The sequence below is a fragment of the Neomesorhizobium albiziae genome (genome assembly GCF_900114255.1).
GTDB lineage: Bacteria > Pseudomonadota > Alphaproteobacteria > Rhizobiales > Rhizobiaceae > Neomesorhizobium > Neomesorhizobium albiziae.
The window spans coordinates 1-16,470 of the sequence record NZ_FOSL01000033.1; the positions used below are offsets into that span (position 1 = coordinate 1).

At 60.3% G+C, this 16,470-nt stretch carries 17 protein-coding genes; 13 read left to right on the forward strand and 4 right to left on the reverse strand.

Annotation, left to right across the window (positions count from 1 at the left end; all coding sequences use genetic code 11):
• Together F3H98_RS27400 and F3H98_RS27405 are read right to left on the reverse strand one after the other, a co-directional pair.
• Positions 1-395 (reverse strand): carbohydrate ABC transporter permease (locus tag F3H98_RS27400; RefSeq protein ID WP_244621935.1); only part of this gene is annotated, 395 nt, incomplete at its 3' end.
• Positions 392-1,567, reverse strand: coding sequence for an ABC transporter ATP-binding protein (locus F3H98_RS27405; protein WP_149763742.1), 1,176 nt, complete (start codon positions 1,565-1,567; stop codon positions 392-394). The genes F3H98_RS27405 and F3H98_RS27400, both read right to left, overlap by 4 nt.
• Before the next feature lie 168 nt (positions 1,568-1,735).
• Between F3H98_RS27405 and F3H98_RS27410 the strand changes: the two genes are divergently transcribed.
• From F3H98_RS27410 to F3H98_RS27455, 10 genes are all read left to right on the forward strand, one after another.
• Entirely contained in the window at positions 1,736-2,647 is a 912-nt protein-coding gene (locus tag F3H98_RS27410) for a LysR family transcriptional regulator (RefSeq protein ID WP_149763744.1), read from the forward strand.
• A 181-nt stretch (positions 2,648-2,828) separates the two neighbouring features.
• Positions 2,829-4,013 (forward strand): pyridoxal phosphate-dependent aminotransferase, encoded by a 1,185-nt coding sequence (locus F3H98_RS27415; protein ID WP_149763809.1) that lies wholly within the window; start codon positions 2,829-2,831, stop codon positions 4,011-4,013.
• Positions 3,988-4,860, forward strand: a complete 873-nt coding sequence (locus F3H98_RS27420) for an isocitrate lyase/phosphoenolpyruvate mutase family protein (RefSeq protein ID WP_149763746.1) — start codon at positions 3,988-3,990, stop codon at positions 4,858-4,860. The genes F3H98_RS27415 and F3H98_RS27420 overlap by 26 nt, the downstream gene beginning before the upstream one ends.
• Positions 4,861-5,419: 559 nt before the next feature.
• Entirely contained in the window at positions 5,420-6,232 is an 813-nt protein-coding gene (locus tag F3H98_RS27425; protein WP_149763748.1) for a hypothetical protein, read from the forward strand.
• A 116-nt stretch (positions 6,233-6,348) separates the two neighbouring features.
• Complete coding sequence (locus F3H98_RS27430; protein ID WP_149763749.1) at positions 6,349-6,723, forward strand: hypothetical protein; 375 nt, start codon at positions 6,349-6,351, stop codon at positions 6,721-6,723.
• On the forward strand, positions 6,674-8,344 hold the full coding sequence (locus F3H98_RS27435) for a DUF6119 family protein (protein WP_149763751.1): 1,671 nt from the start codon (positions 6,674-6,676) through the stop codon (positions 8,342-8,344). Before F3H98_RS27430 ends, F3H98_RS27435 begins: the two co-directional genes overlap by 50 nt.
• A 355-nt stretch (positions 8,345-8,699) precedes the next feature.
• A complete protein-coding gene (locus F3H98_RS27440; RefSeq protein ID WP_244621936.1) occupies positions 8,700-9,293 on the forward strand; it encodes a type IV toxin-antitoxin system AbiEi family antitoxin domain-containing protein in 594 nt (197 codons plus the stop codon).
• Positions 9,278-10,723, forward strand: a complete 1,446-nt coding sequence (locus F3H98_RS27445; RefSeq protein ID WP_210249721.1) for a nucleotidyl transferase AbiEii/AbiGii toxin family protein — start codon at positions 9,278-9,280, stop codon at positions 10,721-10,723. The genes F3H98_RS27440 and F3H98_RS27445 overlap by 16 nt, the downstream gene beginning before the upstream one ends.
• Positions 10,724-10,743: 20 nt before the next feature.
• Positions 10,744-11,193, forward strand: coding sequence for a hypothetical protein (locus F3H98_RS27450; protein WP_149763755.1), 450 nt, complete (start codon positions 10,744-10,746; stop codon positions 11,191-11,193).
• A gap of 12 nt (positions 11,194-11,205) precedes the next feature.
• On the forward strand, positions 11,206-12,030 hold the full coding sequence (locus tag F3H98_RS27455; RefSeq protein WP_149763757.1) for a hypothetical protein: 825 nt from the start codon (positions 11,206-11,208) through the stop codon (positions 12,028-12,030).
• 179 nt (positions 12,031-12,209) lie between these two features.
• On the opposite strand, the gene F3H98_RS27460 is transcribed toward F3H98_RS27455, so the two are convergent.
• Positions 12,210-12,815 (reverse strand): hypothetical protein, encoded by a 606-nt coding sequence (locus F3H98_RS27460; RefSeq protein WP_244621937.1) that lies wholly within the window; start codon positions 12,813-12,815, stop codon positions 12,210-12,212.
• A gap of 100 nt (positions 12,816-12,915) precedes the next feature.
• On the opposite strand from F3H98_RS27460, the gene F3H98_RS32650 reads away from it, so the two are divergent.
• A complete protein-coding gene (locus tag F3H98_RS32650; protein WP_425294886.1) occupies positions 12,916-13,053 on the forward strand; it encodes an MvaI/BcnI family restriction endonuclease in 138 nt (45 codons plus the stop codon).
• A 406-nt stretch (positions 13,054-13,459) separates the two neighbouring features.
• On the opposite strand, the gene F3H98_RS27470 is transcribed toward F3H98_RS32650, so the two are convergent.
• Positions 13,460-13,693 carry a hypothetical protein gene (locus tag F3H98_RS27470; protein WP_149763763.1) on the reverse strand — a complete coding sequence of 78 codons (234 nt, stop codon included), beginning with the start codon at positions 13,691-13,693 and terminating at the stop codon, positions 13,460-13,462.
• A 275-nt stretch (positions 13,694-13,968) separates the two neighbouring features.
• Here F3H98_RS27470 and nifH point away from each other — a divergent pair, with 275 nt between their 5' ends.
• Together nifH and nifD are read left to right on the forward strand one after the other, a co-directional pair.
• Positions 13,969-14,862 (forward strand): nitrogenase iron protein, encoded by an 894-nt coding sequence (gene nifH, locus F3H98_RS27475; protein ID WP_149763765.1) that lies wholly within the window; start codon positions 13,969-13,971, stop codon positions 14,860-14,862.
• A gap of 99 nt (positions 14,863-14,961) precedes the next feature.
• Positions 14,962-16,464, forward strand: coding sequence for a nitrogenase molybdenum-iron protein alpha chain (nifD, locus tag F3H98_RS27480; RefSeq protein ID WP_149763767.1), 1,503 nt, complete (start codon positions 14,962-14,964; stop codon positions 16,462-16,464).
• Positions 16,465-16,470: the final 6 nt, after the last annotated feature.

Consider the following 16,470-nt stretch of genomic DNA (forward strand, 5'->3'; position numbering starts at 1 on the left):
ATGGCGCGGTAGAAGGCGCGGAAAGACTTGCCGCCTTCGATCAAAAGCGCGATCGCAAGGCCGAGGACGATCGTACCGGGCACGACGATCGCGACGTAGACGATCGTGTTGACCAGCGAGGCGCGGAAGCCCTCGTCGGAGAAGACCTCCTCGAAATTTTCAAGGCCGACGAAGGAGAGCGAGCTCGTCCCGAACTGCCAGTCGGTAAGCGCGATGGCAAAGACGGCGAAGAGCGGCAGAAAGAAAAGACCAATGAGCAGAACGAGCGCCGGGCCGGCGAGCGACCAAGCGGCGAGCGTCTCGGTTATCCGATGACGGCGCAGCGCCTTTTGGGAAGCGCGGCGAGCAACTGAGAAAGTGCCCGGTTGGCTTGCGGAAGAAGAGGCGATGCTCATTGCGACCGCTCCTTCATCCGCAGCACGGTCGCGCTTGCAGGGTCGTGAGGACGCAGACGGCGCCCATCCGCGGCAAAGAGAAGCAGCCTTTCCGGTTTCACGCCAAGATGCAGCGTCTGGCCAGAACTGATCTGCGGCGCGCGCTCGGCAAGCAGCCGGGCGATGACGGGATTGTCCGTCCCCGGAACGTCGAGATGCACATAAAGGTCGGAGCCCATGTGCTCGACCATGCGAACGGCGCCGGTCAGGATGTTGTGGCCGCCGGCCTCGACGAGGTGGAAAGCTTCGGGCCGGATTCCGAGAGCAAGGCCGGTCCCCGACGCAACATTGCCAGGAACAGAGAAGCTCGTGCCCGCGGTCTCGGCCAGCCCGCCGTCGCGCGCTCGTGCCTCGAGCATGTTGATCTTCGGCGAGCCGATGAACTCGGCCACGCGCCGATCGTCGGGATCGGCATAGATCTCCTGCGGCGCGGCGACCTGCAGCAATTCGCCGTCCAGCATGACCGCGACCCGGTCGGACATGGTCATGGCCTCGGACTGGTCGTGCGTCACATAGACGAAGGTGACGCCAAGGCGGTTATGCAATTCCTTGATCTCGGCGCGCATCTGCACCCGCAACTTGGCGTCGAGATTGGAGAGCGGCTCGTCCATCAGGAAGACGGCTGGCTGGCGTACCATGGCGCGGCCGACAGCGACCCGCTGGCGCTGACCGCCGGAGAGCTGGCCGGGCTTGCGCCCTAGAAGGTGCCCGATGCCGAGCGCCTTGGCGGTGCGCATCACATCCTTCTCGATGTCCGCGACCACCGCCTTCGTTCCCGGCAGGAGACGCCCGATCAGCGGCAGGCGCTGCCAGGCGGAAAGCCGGCGCATCCGGAGCGGTACGGCCATGTTCTCTTGCACCGTCATATGCGGGTAGAGCGCATAGGACTGGAACACCATCGCCACGTCGCGCCGCTTCGGCCGCACGCCGTCGACCACACGCTCACCGATCGCGATCGAGCCGCCGGTCTGCACCTCGAGTCCTGCCAGGATTCGCAGCAGCGTCGACTTCCCGCAGCCGGAGGGACCAAGCAGCGTCAGGAACTCGCCGTCCGCGATCTCCAGCGAGACGCCGCCCAGCACAGGCGTGGCGCCGAACGACTTTTCTATTTTTTCGATGGTGATGGCCGCCATTGTGCTTTACCTCTTTCAGCCGAGCGCGGCGGAAAACCACCTCCTTACTGAACTGTTACCGCGGCAGAAGATCAAAGCGTTTTGTTACAGGCGCGTGACATATATCGAATATTGCGATAATTGATCCCACGAATCGGGATGGATGAGCGCGCGGATAGGGGTGAGGTTTTGGACGAGGAAAAGGATCTTTCGCTCAATGCTGTTCGGGCTTTCGTGCAGGTCGCACGAGACAACAGCGTCACCCGGGCCTCGAAAACCCTTGGCATCACCCAGAGCTCGGTGAGCCGCCACCTCGCGGTGCTCGAGGAGTATTTCGGCGCCAAGCTGCTCGAACGGCACGGACGCCAGAGTCAGTTGACGGATTTCGGGCGGCTGTTCGCCGGTGCCGTTGCCGAGCCGCTCGACACGATTTTCTTTACGGCAAAGCGGATGCGCCGCCGTGACGGGAAAGATGCCAACCGGCTTGTCGTGAGGACGTCGCTCTCGACGTTCGCCTATACGCTGCTCATCCCCAATCTGCGCGACTTCTCGAAGGAAATGGGCGGCGTCACGGTCGACATCATCAGCACCCTGTCGGCCCCCGCCTCAACCGATAGCTTCGACGTGCTTCTGACCCGGGACCTGACGCTGACCGAACCGGGAGATCGCTGGGATTTCTACGACGAACAGCTCGTCTGCGTCGGGGCGCCCGACTGTGTCGCCGGCCGCGGCCTCGAAGCGCTGCGCACCACACCGGTGATTGCAGTCACTGCGCGGCCGGACATCCTGCCGACCTGGCTTCGCGGCATGGATCTGAAGACGACGGACATCATCTCCGGGGCACGCTACGACCACCATTATCTGGCCCTGCCGGCAGTCACGACCGGCCAAACTTTGCTGGTGACACCCCATATCATAGTCGCGGATCTGATCAGGCAGCGCCTTCTGGAAGTGCTTCCCGGCTCACGTGCTCCGAGCGGCATGCAATATCGGGCCTATGCGGTCGATCGCAGCGGCAATCCGGATCTCGCCCGCGCCTTCTGCCGTTGGCTCCTAAGGCTCTGCCGAAAAAAGACCGAGGAGGAGAGCACAGCGAAATAAAGTCCTGGCCGCGATGATGCATCGCAAAACACGATCTTTTTGGCGGCTTTCCGCGATGCCAAAACTGGCGAACTAAGGACGCCTCATCTAGCTGTGGGCATAAACTCCCTGCTTTGAGGAAAATCCATTGCCCTTACTCGCCCAAAGGCTGCAGGCCGTCCGCCCGTCCCAGACCAAGACCATGACCGCCAAGGCGAGCGCCTTGCGCGACCAAGGCGTTGACATCGTCACGCTGAGCCAGGGCGAGCCGGATTTCGATACGCCCGAGGCGGTCCGGAAAGCCGGCATCGCCGCCATCCGCGAAGGCAAGACGCGCTACACGCCGGTCGCCGGCGTCAAGCCGCTCCGCGAGACAATCCGGCAGAAGCTCTCGCGCGACAACGGGCTCGATTACGAGATCGACCAGATCACCGTCGGTTGTGGCGCCAAGCAGATCGTCTTCAACGCGCTCTTCGCCAGCCTTGATCCGGAAGACGAAGTCATCATCCCGACGCCCTGCTGGGTCTCCTATCCCGACATGGTGCGGCTCGCCGGCGGCGAACCGGTGCTCGTCCCCTGTAATGAGCGGTTCGGGTTCAAGCTGAAACCGCAACATCTGGAGGCGGTGATCACGACGCGCACCAAATGGCTGATGCTGAACTCGCCCAACAATCCGACCGGCGCGGTCTACTCCAGGGCCGATCTGGCCGCCCTGGCCGAGGTCCTGCGCCGACACAGCCATGTCCACGTCCTTTCCGACGATATCTATGAAAAGCTCGTCTATGACGTGCCTTTCGCGACGATAGCCGAAGCCGCGCCGGACCTCAGCGACCGGGTGCTGACAGTCAACGGCGTTTCCAAGTCGAGCGCCATGACCGGCTGGCGCCTTGGCTACGGGGCCGGTCCGAAAGACCTCATCAAGGCGATGAACACGATCGAGAGCCAGACCTCGTCGCATACAAGTTCCATCTCGCAATATGCCGCGATCGAGGCCATCGCCGGCAACCAGGACCACATCGCCGAGTTCGTGTCCGCCTTCCGCAAGCGTCGCGATCTCGTCGTCGAGCAGATCAATCAGGCCGAGGGCCTGAGCTGCCGCGTGCCCGACGGCGCCTTCTATGTTTTCGTCTCCTGCGCCGGCGTCATTGGCAAGGTGACCGCCACGGGCAAGGTGATCGAGAGCGACATGGATTTCGCTATGTATCTGCTGGAGGAGTTCGGTGTCGCCGTCGTGCCCGGCAGCGGCTTCATGGCCTCGCCCTATATCCGCATTTCCTATGCCGCATCCGAGGACGAGCTGAAGCGCGCCTGCGGCCGCATCCTCGCAGCTTGCGTGGCCCTTTCCGAGAGCGAGAAGACGTATGAGCAAAGCAAAACAGTTGCGTAACCGCATGGCCGAACGCGGCCTCGTCCACATCATGGCCGCCCACAGCCCGCTCTCGGCGGTGCTGGCCGAGGAAGCTGGCTTCGACGGGCTATGGGCCTCGGGCTTCGAGCTTTCTGCGCTTTACGGCCTACCGGATATGAGCCTCATCTCGATGACGCAGCACCTCGATATGCTGCGGGCGATCGCCGGACGATCGTCGCTGCCGATCGTTGCCGACATCGATACCGGCTACGGCAATGCGATCAACGTCATCCATGCCATCTCCGAATATGAGCGCGCCGGCGCCTCCGCCGTGGTCATCGAGGACAAGACCTTTCCTAAGGTTACGAGCCTTGCCGCCGGCGGCCGGCAGGAGCTTCTTCGCGTGGAAGAGTTCCAGGGCAAGATCGAAGCCGCTGTCAATACCCGCCTCGATCCGGATTTTCTGGTCATCGCCCGCACCGAGGCGCTGATCGCAGGTCTCGGCGAGGAAGAGGCCCTGAAGCGCGCCAAGGCTTATGTGCAGGCCGGGGCCGATATGATCCTGATCCATTCCAAGAAGAACGACCCTTCCGAAATCGAGAGCTTCGCGCGAGCATGGGACGGCGACGTGCCACTCACCATCGTGCCGAACGCGTATCCGGACCTCGATGCCAACCGCACTCAGGCGCTCGGCAATATCCGCATGGTGATCTACGGCAACTACGGCATCCGCGCCGCCACGACCGCCATGCAGGGCACCTTCCGCCGCATCATGGCCGACGGCGGCGTACAGAACGTCCACAAGGACATCGTCCCCGTCGAGGAGATATTCCGACTTCAGGGCATGGAGAAAACCAAGGCGGACGAGAAACGCTTCCTCCGATAGTCACGGTTTTGAAATTGTGCTCGGCCGGATCGAGGCAGCTAATGGCAATAGCGAGGTCTTCGCCGCCGTCCGCGATCTCGGCGGTTTTCGCTCGGCGAGAACGCGTGCGATCCGCTCTTCGCCAGGCAGGCCGCGGCCCGGCGACGAGGCTTACCATCCTGTCGGATGGCGAAGACGCTATGCCGTATGACTGGTGAGTGGTTAGATGGCAGAGCACCGGCTGGATTGGTTTCACCTCAACCGGCGCATCAAATGGCTATCGAACGCTGTCGACAGCTACGGCAAGCTGATGGAGATTGTGCAATAAGCGGAACTACCAACATGTAAGCAGGGGCAATGACGGGGGAATGGAAAGAACAGACGGGCACGCAATCGAGACGATCTCGATACACTTCGATGTGCCCGGTCATCAGATTCCTCTTTCCACATTTATCCGCACAGCCGAGCAGACCGAAGCGGTCATACGATCGCTTAATCGCGAACTTTTCGACGGGAATCTGAGGTATGAGCTTCTCGTCCTCCCGCCGGAGGAAGGTTCTTTCAAGAGCAAGCTGGGGTCGTGCTCCTTGGCGGGTGGGCGGTCCTTTGGACCTTTACGGAAAGCGATACCGGAAAGGCTTTCATCAGGGGGCTGACCACCCACGAGCCGGCGCATTGGGCGCAAGTGGTCGGTGCTGGTTTGCGCGAGAAATTGGTTGGTGGGGCAGAAGCGGCGGCGCCTGAGGGGGATGAGCCGGGCGAAGAGGCGAAATGCCAATTCGGCGCGATAATCGTTGCAGAGGCGACGAAGTCCTTCCTTCAGGCCGATGTATCTGAGCTGAAGCAGGTCGGCATAACAAAAACACGCTTCCGGGAAGCTTTCGAGGCGCGGAACGAATTTTATCAGGCTTGTGTGCAGACACCAGACTTGCGTGCCATCGGTTTCGAGGATGCGCCGCGCTTTCCCATTGACCGGGCTGGATTTTCACGGCTTCAGGTGGTCTTGCCGCCGAAGGAAGACGACGAGGACGAACCGTGGTTGACGGGCATTGCCATTCTGAAAGTGACCTCCCCGAATTGGGATAGGGAGGATCGGCAGCGCCAATGGAAAGGCAAAGACGGAAAAGGTCGTGAACGGTACTTCCGCATTGACGACGAACATTTCTGGAGTCTTGTGAAGGCGGCGCAGCTCAACATCCACATCATTGATACGATCAAGGTTCAATGGGCCTTTCACGGCAAGGCCGACAACCCAAAGAATATCCGGGTCCTGAAAGTCCTCGAATTCAATGATGAGGTGCTTTCAGGACCGCTCGACGATAACGCCCTGAGTGCAATATTTGGTCGATACGCGAAAACATCGGATGGCCAGGGGAGCCTGTTCGATGATTAAACGCAACAAGAACGGCGCGCTCACCAAGGACAAAAAGGAGATCGTGAAGGGCAAGGGGGCTGGCGCACTCGCTTCGCGATAAGATACCGGGGCCATGACGAATATTTCGAGAGGGAATGATCTGGCGGAAATGGATGATTACGGGCGGCATGAATGAGGGTTTTGCATATGGCGTCGTTTTTTTGAGCCGGACGGTCGCCAGCGAGCTTTGCGAACATGCGCAAGTGCAAGCGAATCCCGAATCGAAGGCGCTTGCGGACGGAGCGGTGGAGTCCCTTTGGGCGGTCGGCGCCGCGCATCTCGACGATGGCGGCAGCATTTCCGAGGGACAAGCCTCGCCAATACTTGCGCGCCGCCCGTTCTTTATTGACAAGCGCGCCGACTTCTCTCTGAATACCACAGGTAGAAGAGATGCATTTTTGATCGCGCGCCGGGGGCGGCATGGCAAAGAGCCGGTCTTTTTCAATTTTCCTTCTCAAGGAAGGCTATGACGCAACCAATGCGCTGCGCGAGGACCATGCGCTCGATGACGATATCGGCGCGCAGGGCCTGCCGGACGGCGCAACGCTGTTCGTGCTCGACAGCGAACCGCGCCCGCCCTGGTGGAAGCCTTATTTCGGCATTGAGAAGAACCTGACCCAGGTGAACAAGGGCGCCCTTGTTTTCCTGCCGGTCGGTGAGCGGTGTTTTGCGCTGTCTTTCGGCCATGTCGCCCATAACCTGATCGACTCCAGCTATGAGTATGATTTCGGCCTGCGGGTGACGCTGAACAGTCTCGACCCGCAAAAGCTCAAGAGCACCGACACCCTCGACCCCGGCGCGGCCAAGCGCCAGAGGACCCAGCTTCCCATCGAGTCCGAGCTGACGCTGTTCGATTTCGACCGCGACAGCACGATCCTGCGCAGTCTGACCGGCAAGGTCCGCGACGAGCACAAGGAATTATTCAGGCATGCCACAGGCGGCAGCAATTTACGCATCAGCACCGATATCGAGTCCGATGGGCTGGTGGCGTTGTGCGAGCAACTGCTCGGCCTTTACCAGAGCGAGCAATACAAGACGGCGTTCCCTGAAATCCAGAATATCGTGCCGGTCCGCGACCCGGCGCAGATCGCGGCGTTGAACGGGCGACTCCTCGAAGCTTTCCGGGCGCGCAATCCCGACCTCAACATCACGGTCCCGGAGATCATCAATTACAGTGACAATCTCTACGTCACCTTTGCCGGCGCAGGGCGCGGCCTTGTCTATGACGATGTCTATATCGGCCGGTACTACGACTATCTCGATGAGCATGAAGCCGATCTGTCCGCCATGGGGATTGAAGATCTGCGCCGCCACGCGCTGGTCCTGACCGACGAGGACGGCAACGCCCGCGACCGCTACAGCGTCTTTAAAAGTCTCGTCTTCGACACGAACCTGGAAGGCGCGCAGGGCGAAACCTTCCACCTTTCTGAAGGCCACTGGTATCGTATAGACGACGGTTACATCGCGCGCCTTGTCGCCTATCTCGACCCGCTATGCGTTGACAGCGATCTCCCGCCTTACGATCATCCGAGCGAGGGCGAATACAATGAAGCCGTTGCGGTCGATAATCCCGCAATCGCTTGTCTCGACAGGAAGAATATCAGCCCCGACGGGCAAAGCGCTGTGGAGCCGTGCGATCTGCTGGCGGTCCGCGACGGCATTGCCGCCTTCTACCATGTGAAGGTCTCGACCCTTTCGGCGCAGTTGAGCCATCTGTTCAACCAGGGCGTAAATGCCATCGAATTAATGCGGCTGGAACCGCAGGCGGTCGATAGGCTGGAAGCGCTTACCCGGGAAGCGCTTCCAGGCGCCGACGCGGACACCTTGGTGGCGCTGATCCGGGGCCGGAATTGCCGCGTTATATTCGGCATTGTGACGCGCAAGGACCCTGCGGCGAGGTCGCTGAACCTGCCCTTGTTCTCCCGCATCAGTCTTATGCGCAGCATGAAGGCGCTGCGGCTTATGGATGTCCAGGGGAACGTGATTTTTATCGCGGATCAGGTTGCCGCCGCGAAAGGCCGGAAGAAAAAGCGGAAGAAGAAGGAAGCGCCGGCCGAGGCGCAACCGGCAGCAGCCGAGGCCGCAGAATAGCCTCGTGCCCGTCCGCCCCGTCATGACATGAGCTATATTATAAGTCTGACAATTCCCGAATTCAGGGAAAATGGCGTATCTGATTGTACCAGTTAGTCTATCTTATTGCATTGAATTCGCGCTTTTCGCGAATTTTCGTGATATAGTTATAGCTATGAATTCGCATGCCCTGCCCGAAGGAAGAGCCCGTCTTGCCGCTGTCATCAAAGCGGCCGGACCGGTTGTGCGTATTGAGGATGCGCAGGAGGCCTTGCGGATATCCCGGACCACCGCATCAAAGCTCCTGTCGCGATGGGCGAGCCAGGGCTGGCTGCGGCGTGTCGGGACCGGGGCCTATATGCCGGTGCAACTGGAATTGCTCGACGCGGAGCATGTCGTCGAGGACCCGTGGATACTCGTGCCGGTGCTGTTCGATCCTGCCTATGTCGGCGGGCGCACGGCGGCCGAGCATTGGGACCTGACCGAGCAGATATTCAGGGACATCGTCGTCTACACGCAGCGGCGCGTGAATGCGCCCGCTGTCGAGCGGCAGGGCGCGATCTTTTCGGTGCGTCATATTGCGGAAGCGAAACTCTTCGGCACGCAGTCCATCTGGCGCGGACGCACCAGAATCGCTGTGTCGGATATCCATCGCACGATCGTTGACATGCTCGACGATCCCGCTGCGGGCGGCGGCATCCAGCATGTTGCGGACTGCCTTGCGCAGTATCTGCGACGCAACGACAGTGACCCGGAAAAGCTCATTGGCTATGCGGAGCGTCTCGGCAACGGGGCCGTGTTCAAACGGCTTGGCTTCCTCTCCGAACGGCTGCCGCAAGGGAAGGCTCTGGCGGAGGCGTGCAGCCCGCGGCTGACCAAAGGTCATGCCCTTCTGGACCCGGCGCTTGAATCCCCGCGCCTTGTCACGCGCTGGCGCCTGCGCGTTCCCGAAAGTTGGGCCGGCGCATGATCGGGAAGCGCGAAATTCTCGACACCGCGGTGCGCATGGGGCTCAATCCGAGCGTCGTGGAAAAGGACTATGCGCTCGGCTGGGCGCTTGCCGGCATCTTCGCGCATCCGCAGCTTAAGGGCAGCTGGGTGTTCAAGGGCGGGACCTGCCTCAAGAAATGCTACTTCGAGACCTATCGGTTTTCAGAGGACCTCGATTTCACGCTGCTTGATCCGGCGCATCTGGATGAAGCGTTCCTGAAGCGGGTGTTCGGGGAAGTATCGGCCTGGATTTACGAGCTCACGGGTCTTGAATTCCCGGCAAACCTCCAGGATTTCGAGATGCTGACCAATCCGCGCGGCAAGCCGAGTTGCCAGGGAAAGATCAGCTATCGCGGACCGGTTTCATCCAATACGGGCGGGCTACCGCGCGTGAAGCTCGACCTCACCGCCGACGAGCGGGTGGTGCTGGCGCCGGTCCGTGTGCCGATTTTTCATCCCTATTCGGATGCTCCGGAGGGCGGCATCACGGTGCTGTCCTACGCCTATGAGGAGGCCTTCGGAGAGAAAGTCAGGGCGCTTGCGGAAAGAACGCGGCCGCGCGACCTTTATGACGTCGTCAACCTGTACCGCAACGTCGAGGCGCGCCCCGCAGCGGCGGTGCTGATGGACGTGCTGCGCCAGAAGTGTGATTTCAAAGGCATTCCGGTGCCGCGCGTGCTCGACCTTGACAGTCATCGCGGCGATCTTGAAGGCGCGTGGGGCCATATGCTGGGTCATCAGCTGCCGGCGCTGCCGCCGGTCCAGGTATTCTGGAGCGTCCTGCCGGAGTTCTTCGCGTGGCTTGAAGGAGGACCCGCAGTGGCGATTCCGGCCGCCTTTGCAGGGGCGACCGGAGAGACCGTCATCCGTGAACGGACGTTGCGTCTGCCGATCGGCATGGCAGGCCTGTCCGCGCTTGAGATCATCCGGTTCGCTGCCGCCAACCGCCTGATTGTCGAGCTGGCTTACCAGGGCAGCACGCGGCGTATCGAACCTTACTCCCTTCGGCAGACCCAGGCGGGAAACATCGTGCTGCACGCCTGGAACATCGACCGGAACGAACATCGCAGCTACCGCGTGGACCGCATCGAGGGTGCGCGGACGACCAACCAGAGCTTCACCCCGCGCTATGCGATCGAGCTGAATCCATCAGGCCCGGTCGTTATCCCCGGAACTACCGCGCCTGCACGAGGGGTGCGCGTTCAGGCGTCATCCTTCGTGCGTCCCGCGCGTGCTCCAAAGCTGCGCAAAGCGACGGTCGCGTATGGCCCGACCTATGTCTATCAATGTCCGTATTGCCAGAAAAAATTCCGGCGCAAGACGATGACGAGCGCGCTTAACGCTCATAAGGGGACCAGCGGGTACGCGTGTCCGGGGCGCAGCGGCGTATATCTGACAACGGAATATTAGAAGCTGATTTGAAAACGGTGATGGACCAGGACGCCCTTGAGAAAATTCTAAACGCTGCCCTCGATGCGCTTTACGCCCACGACCAGCCGATGATCGTTATGGATGTTAACGAGCGGACGCTATGTGCACGCTTGTCTGCTATCCTCCAGAATTTCTTTCATAGGCACTCCGTTCATGCTGAATACAATCGGCATGGCGTTTACCCCAAAGAGATCGAGCTCCCGAATGGGGAAGGCGTTCTTACGAGCACGCGTGTGTTTCCCGACATCATCATCCACCAGCCAGGCCATGACGGTGAGAACATCCTCGTCATTGAGGTCAAAAAATCGACCAACGTGATGCCGGATGAAACTGACTTGCGAAAGCTTGAAAAGATCAAGGAGCAGATCGCCTACTGCTACGCGGTCTTCCTACGGCTTTCCGCAGGAGAAGGCGCGGCGCGCGCGAATGTCCGAATGGTGTGGGTCTGAGGCGGGGGTGAAATGAAAGTAGGCTATACTGAGTTTTCATACGGATACGCGTTCACGGAAAATCTCATAAGATCGTCGACGACCATGCCGGTGGGCGCGCCAGTGTTTCCCAATCTTATTCAGGAGGCGCAATCGGGCTTTGACGTTCAGATCAATTTCCCAGGGGTGCCGCTGTTTTTTCAATACAAGTTGCCGGAATTGATGCGACGTGGAACAGCCTTTGAAATCGCGAGCGGTCAATGCCCCCGACTCTCCCGGCCGTTCTTTCGCATAGCAATGATGCGTCGCGACCTGTCACGTCAGCACGCCTTGCTAATCCGTCTGGAAGCCAAATATCCCTCACAGGTCTTCTATGCTGCGCCGACGCTGCCAGATGCCTCAGCGTTCAATCGCGCGTACGATCGCGCCGCTGTTGCGCAGCACTCGGCTTTCTTCTCACCGACTGATATTGGCCCTCTGCCCGATGATAAGGCACATAGCATTGCGTACAAATCAGGTCTGTCGGTCGGCTATTTTTGCTCAGAACCCAGAACCATCAACGCTCTGACTTTCGAGGCGCTTTCCTCTCGGACCAGCACAAGTCTGAAGAGCGATCGTTTCTCCAATGTAGAAGATACCGCGCGCGCCTTGAGGGAGGACGTGCTTGCTCTTGCCTCGCGACCATGGAGGCAGACCGAGTCTCTGCTCTCGGACCGGCTGCGCGCTCGCCTTGCTCAACGGACGGTAGGTGAAACCGGCACGCCTGAACAAGAACAGGTGCTAACCGATATCCTCGTTGCGCGCGAAATCGCCCGCGTCGATTTTGGTATTGATCTCTTGATCGCGCAGCCCCGATAGATTCAGATTGCTTCATTTTTTATTTTAATAACAATGAAGTAACGGTTCCCAGTTCCATCCTGTCACGCTACAAGATTCTGCTGGAGAGAGAGGTGGTTTTGGCCTTTCCTAGATGCGGCGCCACAGGTGCGAAGCCTTGAATGGATGGCTTGCGATCCAGTGCCTGAGGGCGCTTCTTTTTAGTCGGCGAGCGCGCGGTCGGGCTGACGATTGGTGACGACGATGATCATCTCGCCGTCGCTGGAGCGTTTGGCGGCGAAGCCGAGCGCGCCGGCGAAACGTTCGGGTACGTCGCGAAAACGACCCCTGCACCGGGTCAGATGACGCAGCGCCGATTTGCGCTTGGTGAGCGAGGCGCGCGGAGCGACGCGGCCATCGTCGAGGGCGGCGATGAGGTCATAGGTCCCGCGGATGGCGAAGGGAATGTCATTTTCGACAAGGAATTCAAACCATTGGTTGCCGATGAACTCGCGATCGGCGAGCAGCACCGCAATCGAGCCGGCGCCGAAGATGGCCAAATAGCGCTGCATCAGCGCCGTGCGCAACGTCGTGTTGCTCGAGCCGCCATGGTCGAACACGCTCCACAGGATGCACAGAACCAGAAGCAACTTCCAGTTGGTGCGGTCAAGGCACAGCCGGAAGGGCGGGCGCAGGTTGAGCAGCGCCACCAGCGTACGCGCCAGCCAGTCCTCGTCGAGCCGGGTAAACCGGAAGAAGCGAGTTGGCGCTGGCGCAGCGCCGATCGGTGATACCCGCGGACAACTGCTTGCTGAACTTCTTCGCATCCACCAGAAATCCTGGATCCCCCAAGCGGCTCGGATCGGGCGGCGTCATGCCATATGCCGCCCGGAACGGTGGCGGGTACACGCTCGAAGCCAACTCGGCATCTCTCCAAACGGCTACGCAGAGCCCGATTTTGTCGGCTGGGAGGTGAAGCAATACGGTGTGAACAATTTCACGGCTTATCGGGCAGAGAGCCCTGTCACTCTGATGACGCCGGAGCCGACGGGTGGCTTCCAGTAGACCCATGGGTTTGAGGCTTTCATCCACAAGTACGGATATGCCGACAAGAGCGGCAAGGCCGACCGCCTCAATTTTGGCGGTGCGTATAAAGTTGGAGCGCCCGCTCGATACCACGAGACTGGTAACGAAGCAGATTGAAGCGGCGACGCCCGCAGCAGGGTTTGTGGCTTTGGGCTATGAACGCCCACGGCCTTGATATTCCCGGAGCGTAGGCTTCCTCTCCGGCGTCGAGCCTTCTGCCCGAGAAGCTGCGCAGCAGGGAGAGGACGCCTGGTTTCTAGCGATCAAAGGTAGCAGCCATGACGTCTCGGAACCCGAGCCTGCAACGCCACCCGCGAATCCCTATAGGGCTGCAAAAGGCACTGAATCCCCATGCCTCAAATATCGGCCGGCGTCGAGAACCACGCTACCCATACCGCACCTTTGACTTTACCTTTGGCACGGCGGAACTTGAGGTCTGAATTGCGTTCATTTGCTTCATCGCCGCCCCTGCACCCTGTTGAAGCCGGTTCCGACGCCGCCGGCATAATTTGCCCTCCTTCGCGGTGGCCAGGAGGAGGCTGCCAAGTCCGGTGTAGCTGCTGCCCGGCTCGTAGCCGATGACGATGAAATCCTCGCTTTGGATGCGTTTCGTCTTCACCTACTCTTCGCGTCGGCCGGATCGATAGGGTCTCTCTTTTAACGCCATCCGACACCTTGTGTCGCCTTTGTCGGGTCCGCTACACAGGCTTGTTAGCCAATCTTTTGTTTTGCCTCAGGCTAAATAGTTGAAAAGCAATCACAAATTTTTTCTTCGGCCCAATCAGCCAAGTTGGCACGAGACTTGAAACCCTTCGGTGCGAGGCGGCGAGAGCTGCCGACCGGCATTCATGTCGCGGGCAGCCGCGATGGATGGAACGAAGGAAGGAAAGCTACATGTCAGGTCTGCGTCAGATCGCATTCTACGGCAAGGGGGGCATCGGCAAGTCGACCACCTCCCAAAATACGCTCGCCGCCCTTGTCGACCTCGGGCAGAAGATCCTCATCGTCGGCTGCGACCCCAAAGCCGACTCCACCCGCCTGATCCTGAACTCGAAGGCGCAGGATACGGTCCTGCACCTCGCGGCAAAGGAAGGTTCGGTGGAAGACCTCGAACTCCAGGACGTGCTCAAGATTGGCTACAAAGGCATCAAGTGCGTGGAGTCCGGCGGTCCCGAGCCGGGGGTCGGCTGCGCGGGGCGCGGCGTCATCACCTCGATTAACTTCCTCGAGGAGAACGGCGCCTATGACGATGTCGACTATGTCTCCTACGACGTGCTCGGGGACGTGGTATGCGGCGGCTTCGCGATGCCGATCCGTGAGAACAAGGCCCAGGAAATCTACATCGTCATGTCCGGCGAGATGATGGCACTCTATGCCGCCAACAACATCGCCAAAGGCATCCTGAAATATGCCCATTCGGGCGGCGTGCGGCTCGGCGGCCTGATCTGCAACGAGCGCCAAACCGACCGCGAGCTTGACCTCGCTGAAGCGCTGGCTTCCAGGCTCAATTCCAAGCTCATCCACTTTGTGCCGCGCGACAACATCGTCCAGCACGCGGAACTCAGGAAGATGTCAGTGATCCAGTATGCGCCGGACTCCAAGCAGGCGGGGGAATACCGCGCGCTGGCCGAGAAGATCCATGCCAATTCGGGCCAGGGCACCATCCCGACCCCGATCACCATGGAGGAGCTCGAGGACATGCTGCTCGACTTCGGCATCATGAAGACCGACGAGCAGATGCTTGCCGAGCTTCAGGCCAAGGAAGCGACGAAGGCGGCGGCCCAGTAACCGCCGCTGCCGACACGAGGCGCCGCCTTTGCCGGGCGGCGCCTTTACGAAAACGGCGTCTCGTCGGTGAGGCGTCACCCGAACCTGGAAAGGGGTCCCATGAGCCTGGACTATGAGAATGACGGCGCTCTCCACGCGAAGCTTATTGAGGAGGTGCTCTCGCAATATCCAGACAAGGCGGCGAAGCGCCGTAAAAAGCACCTCAGCGTCGCAAAGAGCGGGGACGAGGCTGGCGAGGAGGGCGAGGTCCTTTCCGAATGCGACGTCAAATCGAACATCAAGTCCATTCCGGGCGTAATGACGATTCGCGGCTGCGCCTATGCCGGCTCAAAGGGCGTGGTATGGGGTCCGGTCAAGGATATGGTCCATATCTCGCACGGCCCGGTCGGCTGCGGGCAATATTCCTGGTCGCAGCGCCGCAACTACTACGTCGGTATGACCGGCATCGACACGTTCGTGACACTGCAGTTCACCTCCGACTTCCAGGAGAAGGACATTGTTTTCGGCGGCGACAAGAAGCTGGAACAGATCATCGACGAAATCGAGAAACTGTTTCCGCTGAACAAGGGCATCACCGTGCAGTCCGAATGCCCGATCGGCCTGATTGGCGACGACACCGAGGCAGTTTCCCGCAACAAGGCCAAGGAGCACGAAAAGACGATCGTGCCGGTGCGCTGCGAGGGCTTCCGCGGCGTTTCGCAATCGCTCGGCCACCACATCGCCAACGACTCAATCCGCGACTGGGTCTTCGAGAAGAAGGACGTCGAGTTCGAGGCCGGCCCTTACGACGTCAACGTCATCGGCGACTACAATATCGGCGGCGACGCCTGGGCCTCGCGCATCCTGCTCGAGGAGGTGGGGCTGCGCGTGGTCGCCAACTGGTCGGGCGACGCCACGCTCGCCGAGATAGAGCGCGCACCGAAGGCCAAGCTCAATCTCATCCATTGCTACCGGTCGATGAACTACATCTGCCGACACATGGAGGAAAAGTACGGCATCGCCTGGATGGAATACAATTTCTTCGGCCCCTCCCAGATCGAAGCCTCTCTGCGCAAGATAGCTAAGCACTTTGGGGCTGAAATCGAAGAGAAGACCGAGAAGGTCATCGCCAAGTACAGACCGTTTGTTGACGCGGTCAATGCCAAGTACCGGCCGCGCCTCGAAGGCAAGACGGTGATGCTCTACGTTGGCGGCCTGCGCCCCCGTCACGTCATCACGGCCTACGAGGACCTCGGCATGGTGATCGTCGGCACCGGCTACGAGTTCGCCCACAACGACGACTATCAGCGCACCGGCCATTACGTGAAGAACGGCACGCTGATCTATGATGACGTGACCGGCTACGAGTTGGAGAAGTTCATCGAGGGGGTTCGCCCCGATCTCGTCGGCTCCGGCATCAAGGAGAAGTACCCGGTGCAGAAGATGGGCATCCCGTTCCGTCAGATGCACTCCTGGGACTATTCCGGCCCGTATCACGGCTATGACGGCTTCGCCATCTTCGCCCGCGACATGGATCTGGCCATCAACAATCCGGTCTGGGGCCTCTACGACGCCCCCTGGAAGAAGAAGGCCGCGCCGCCGACGGCGATCGCCGCCGAATGAGAACCT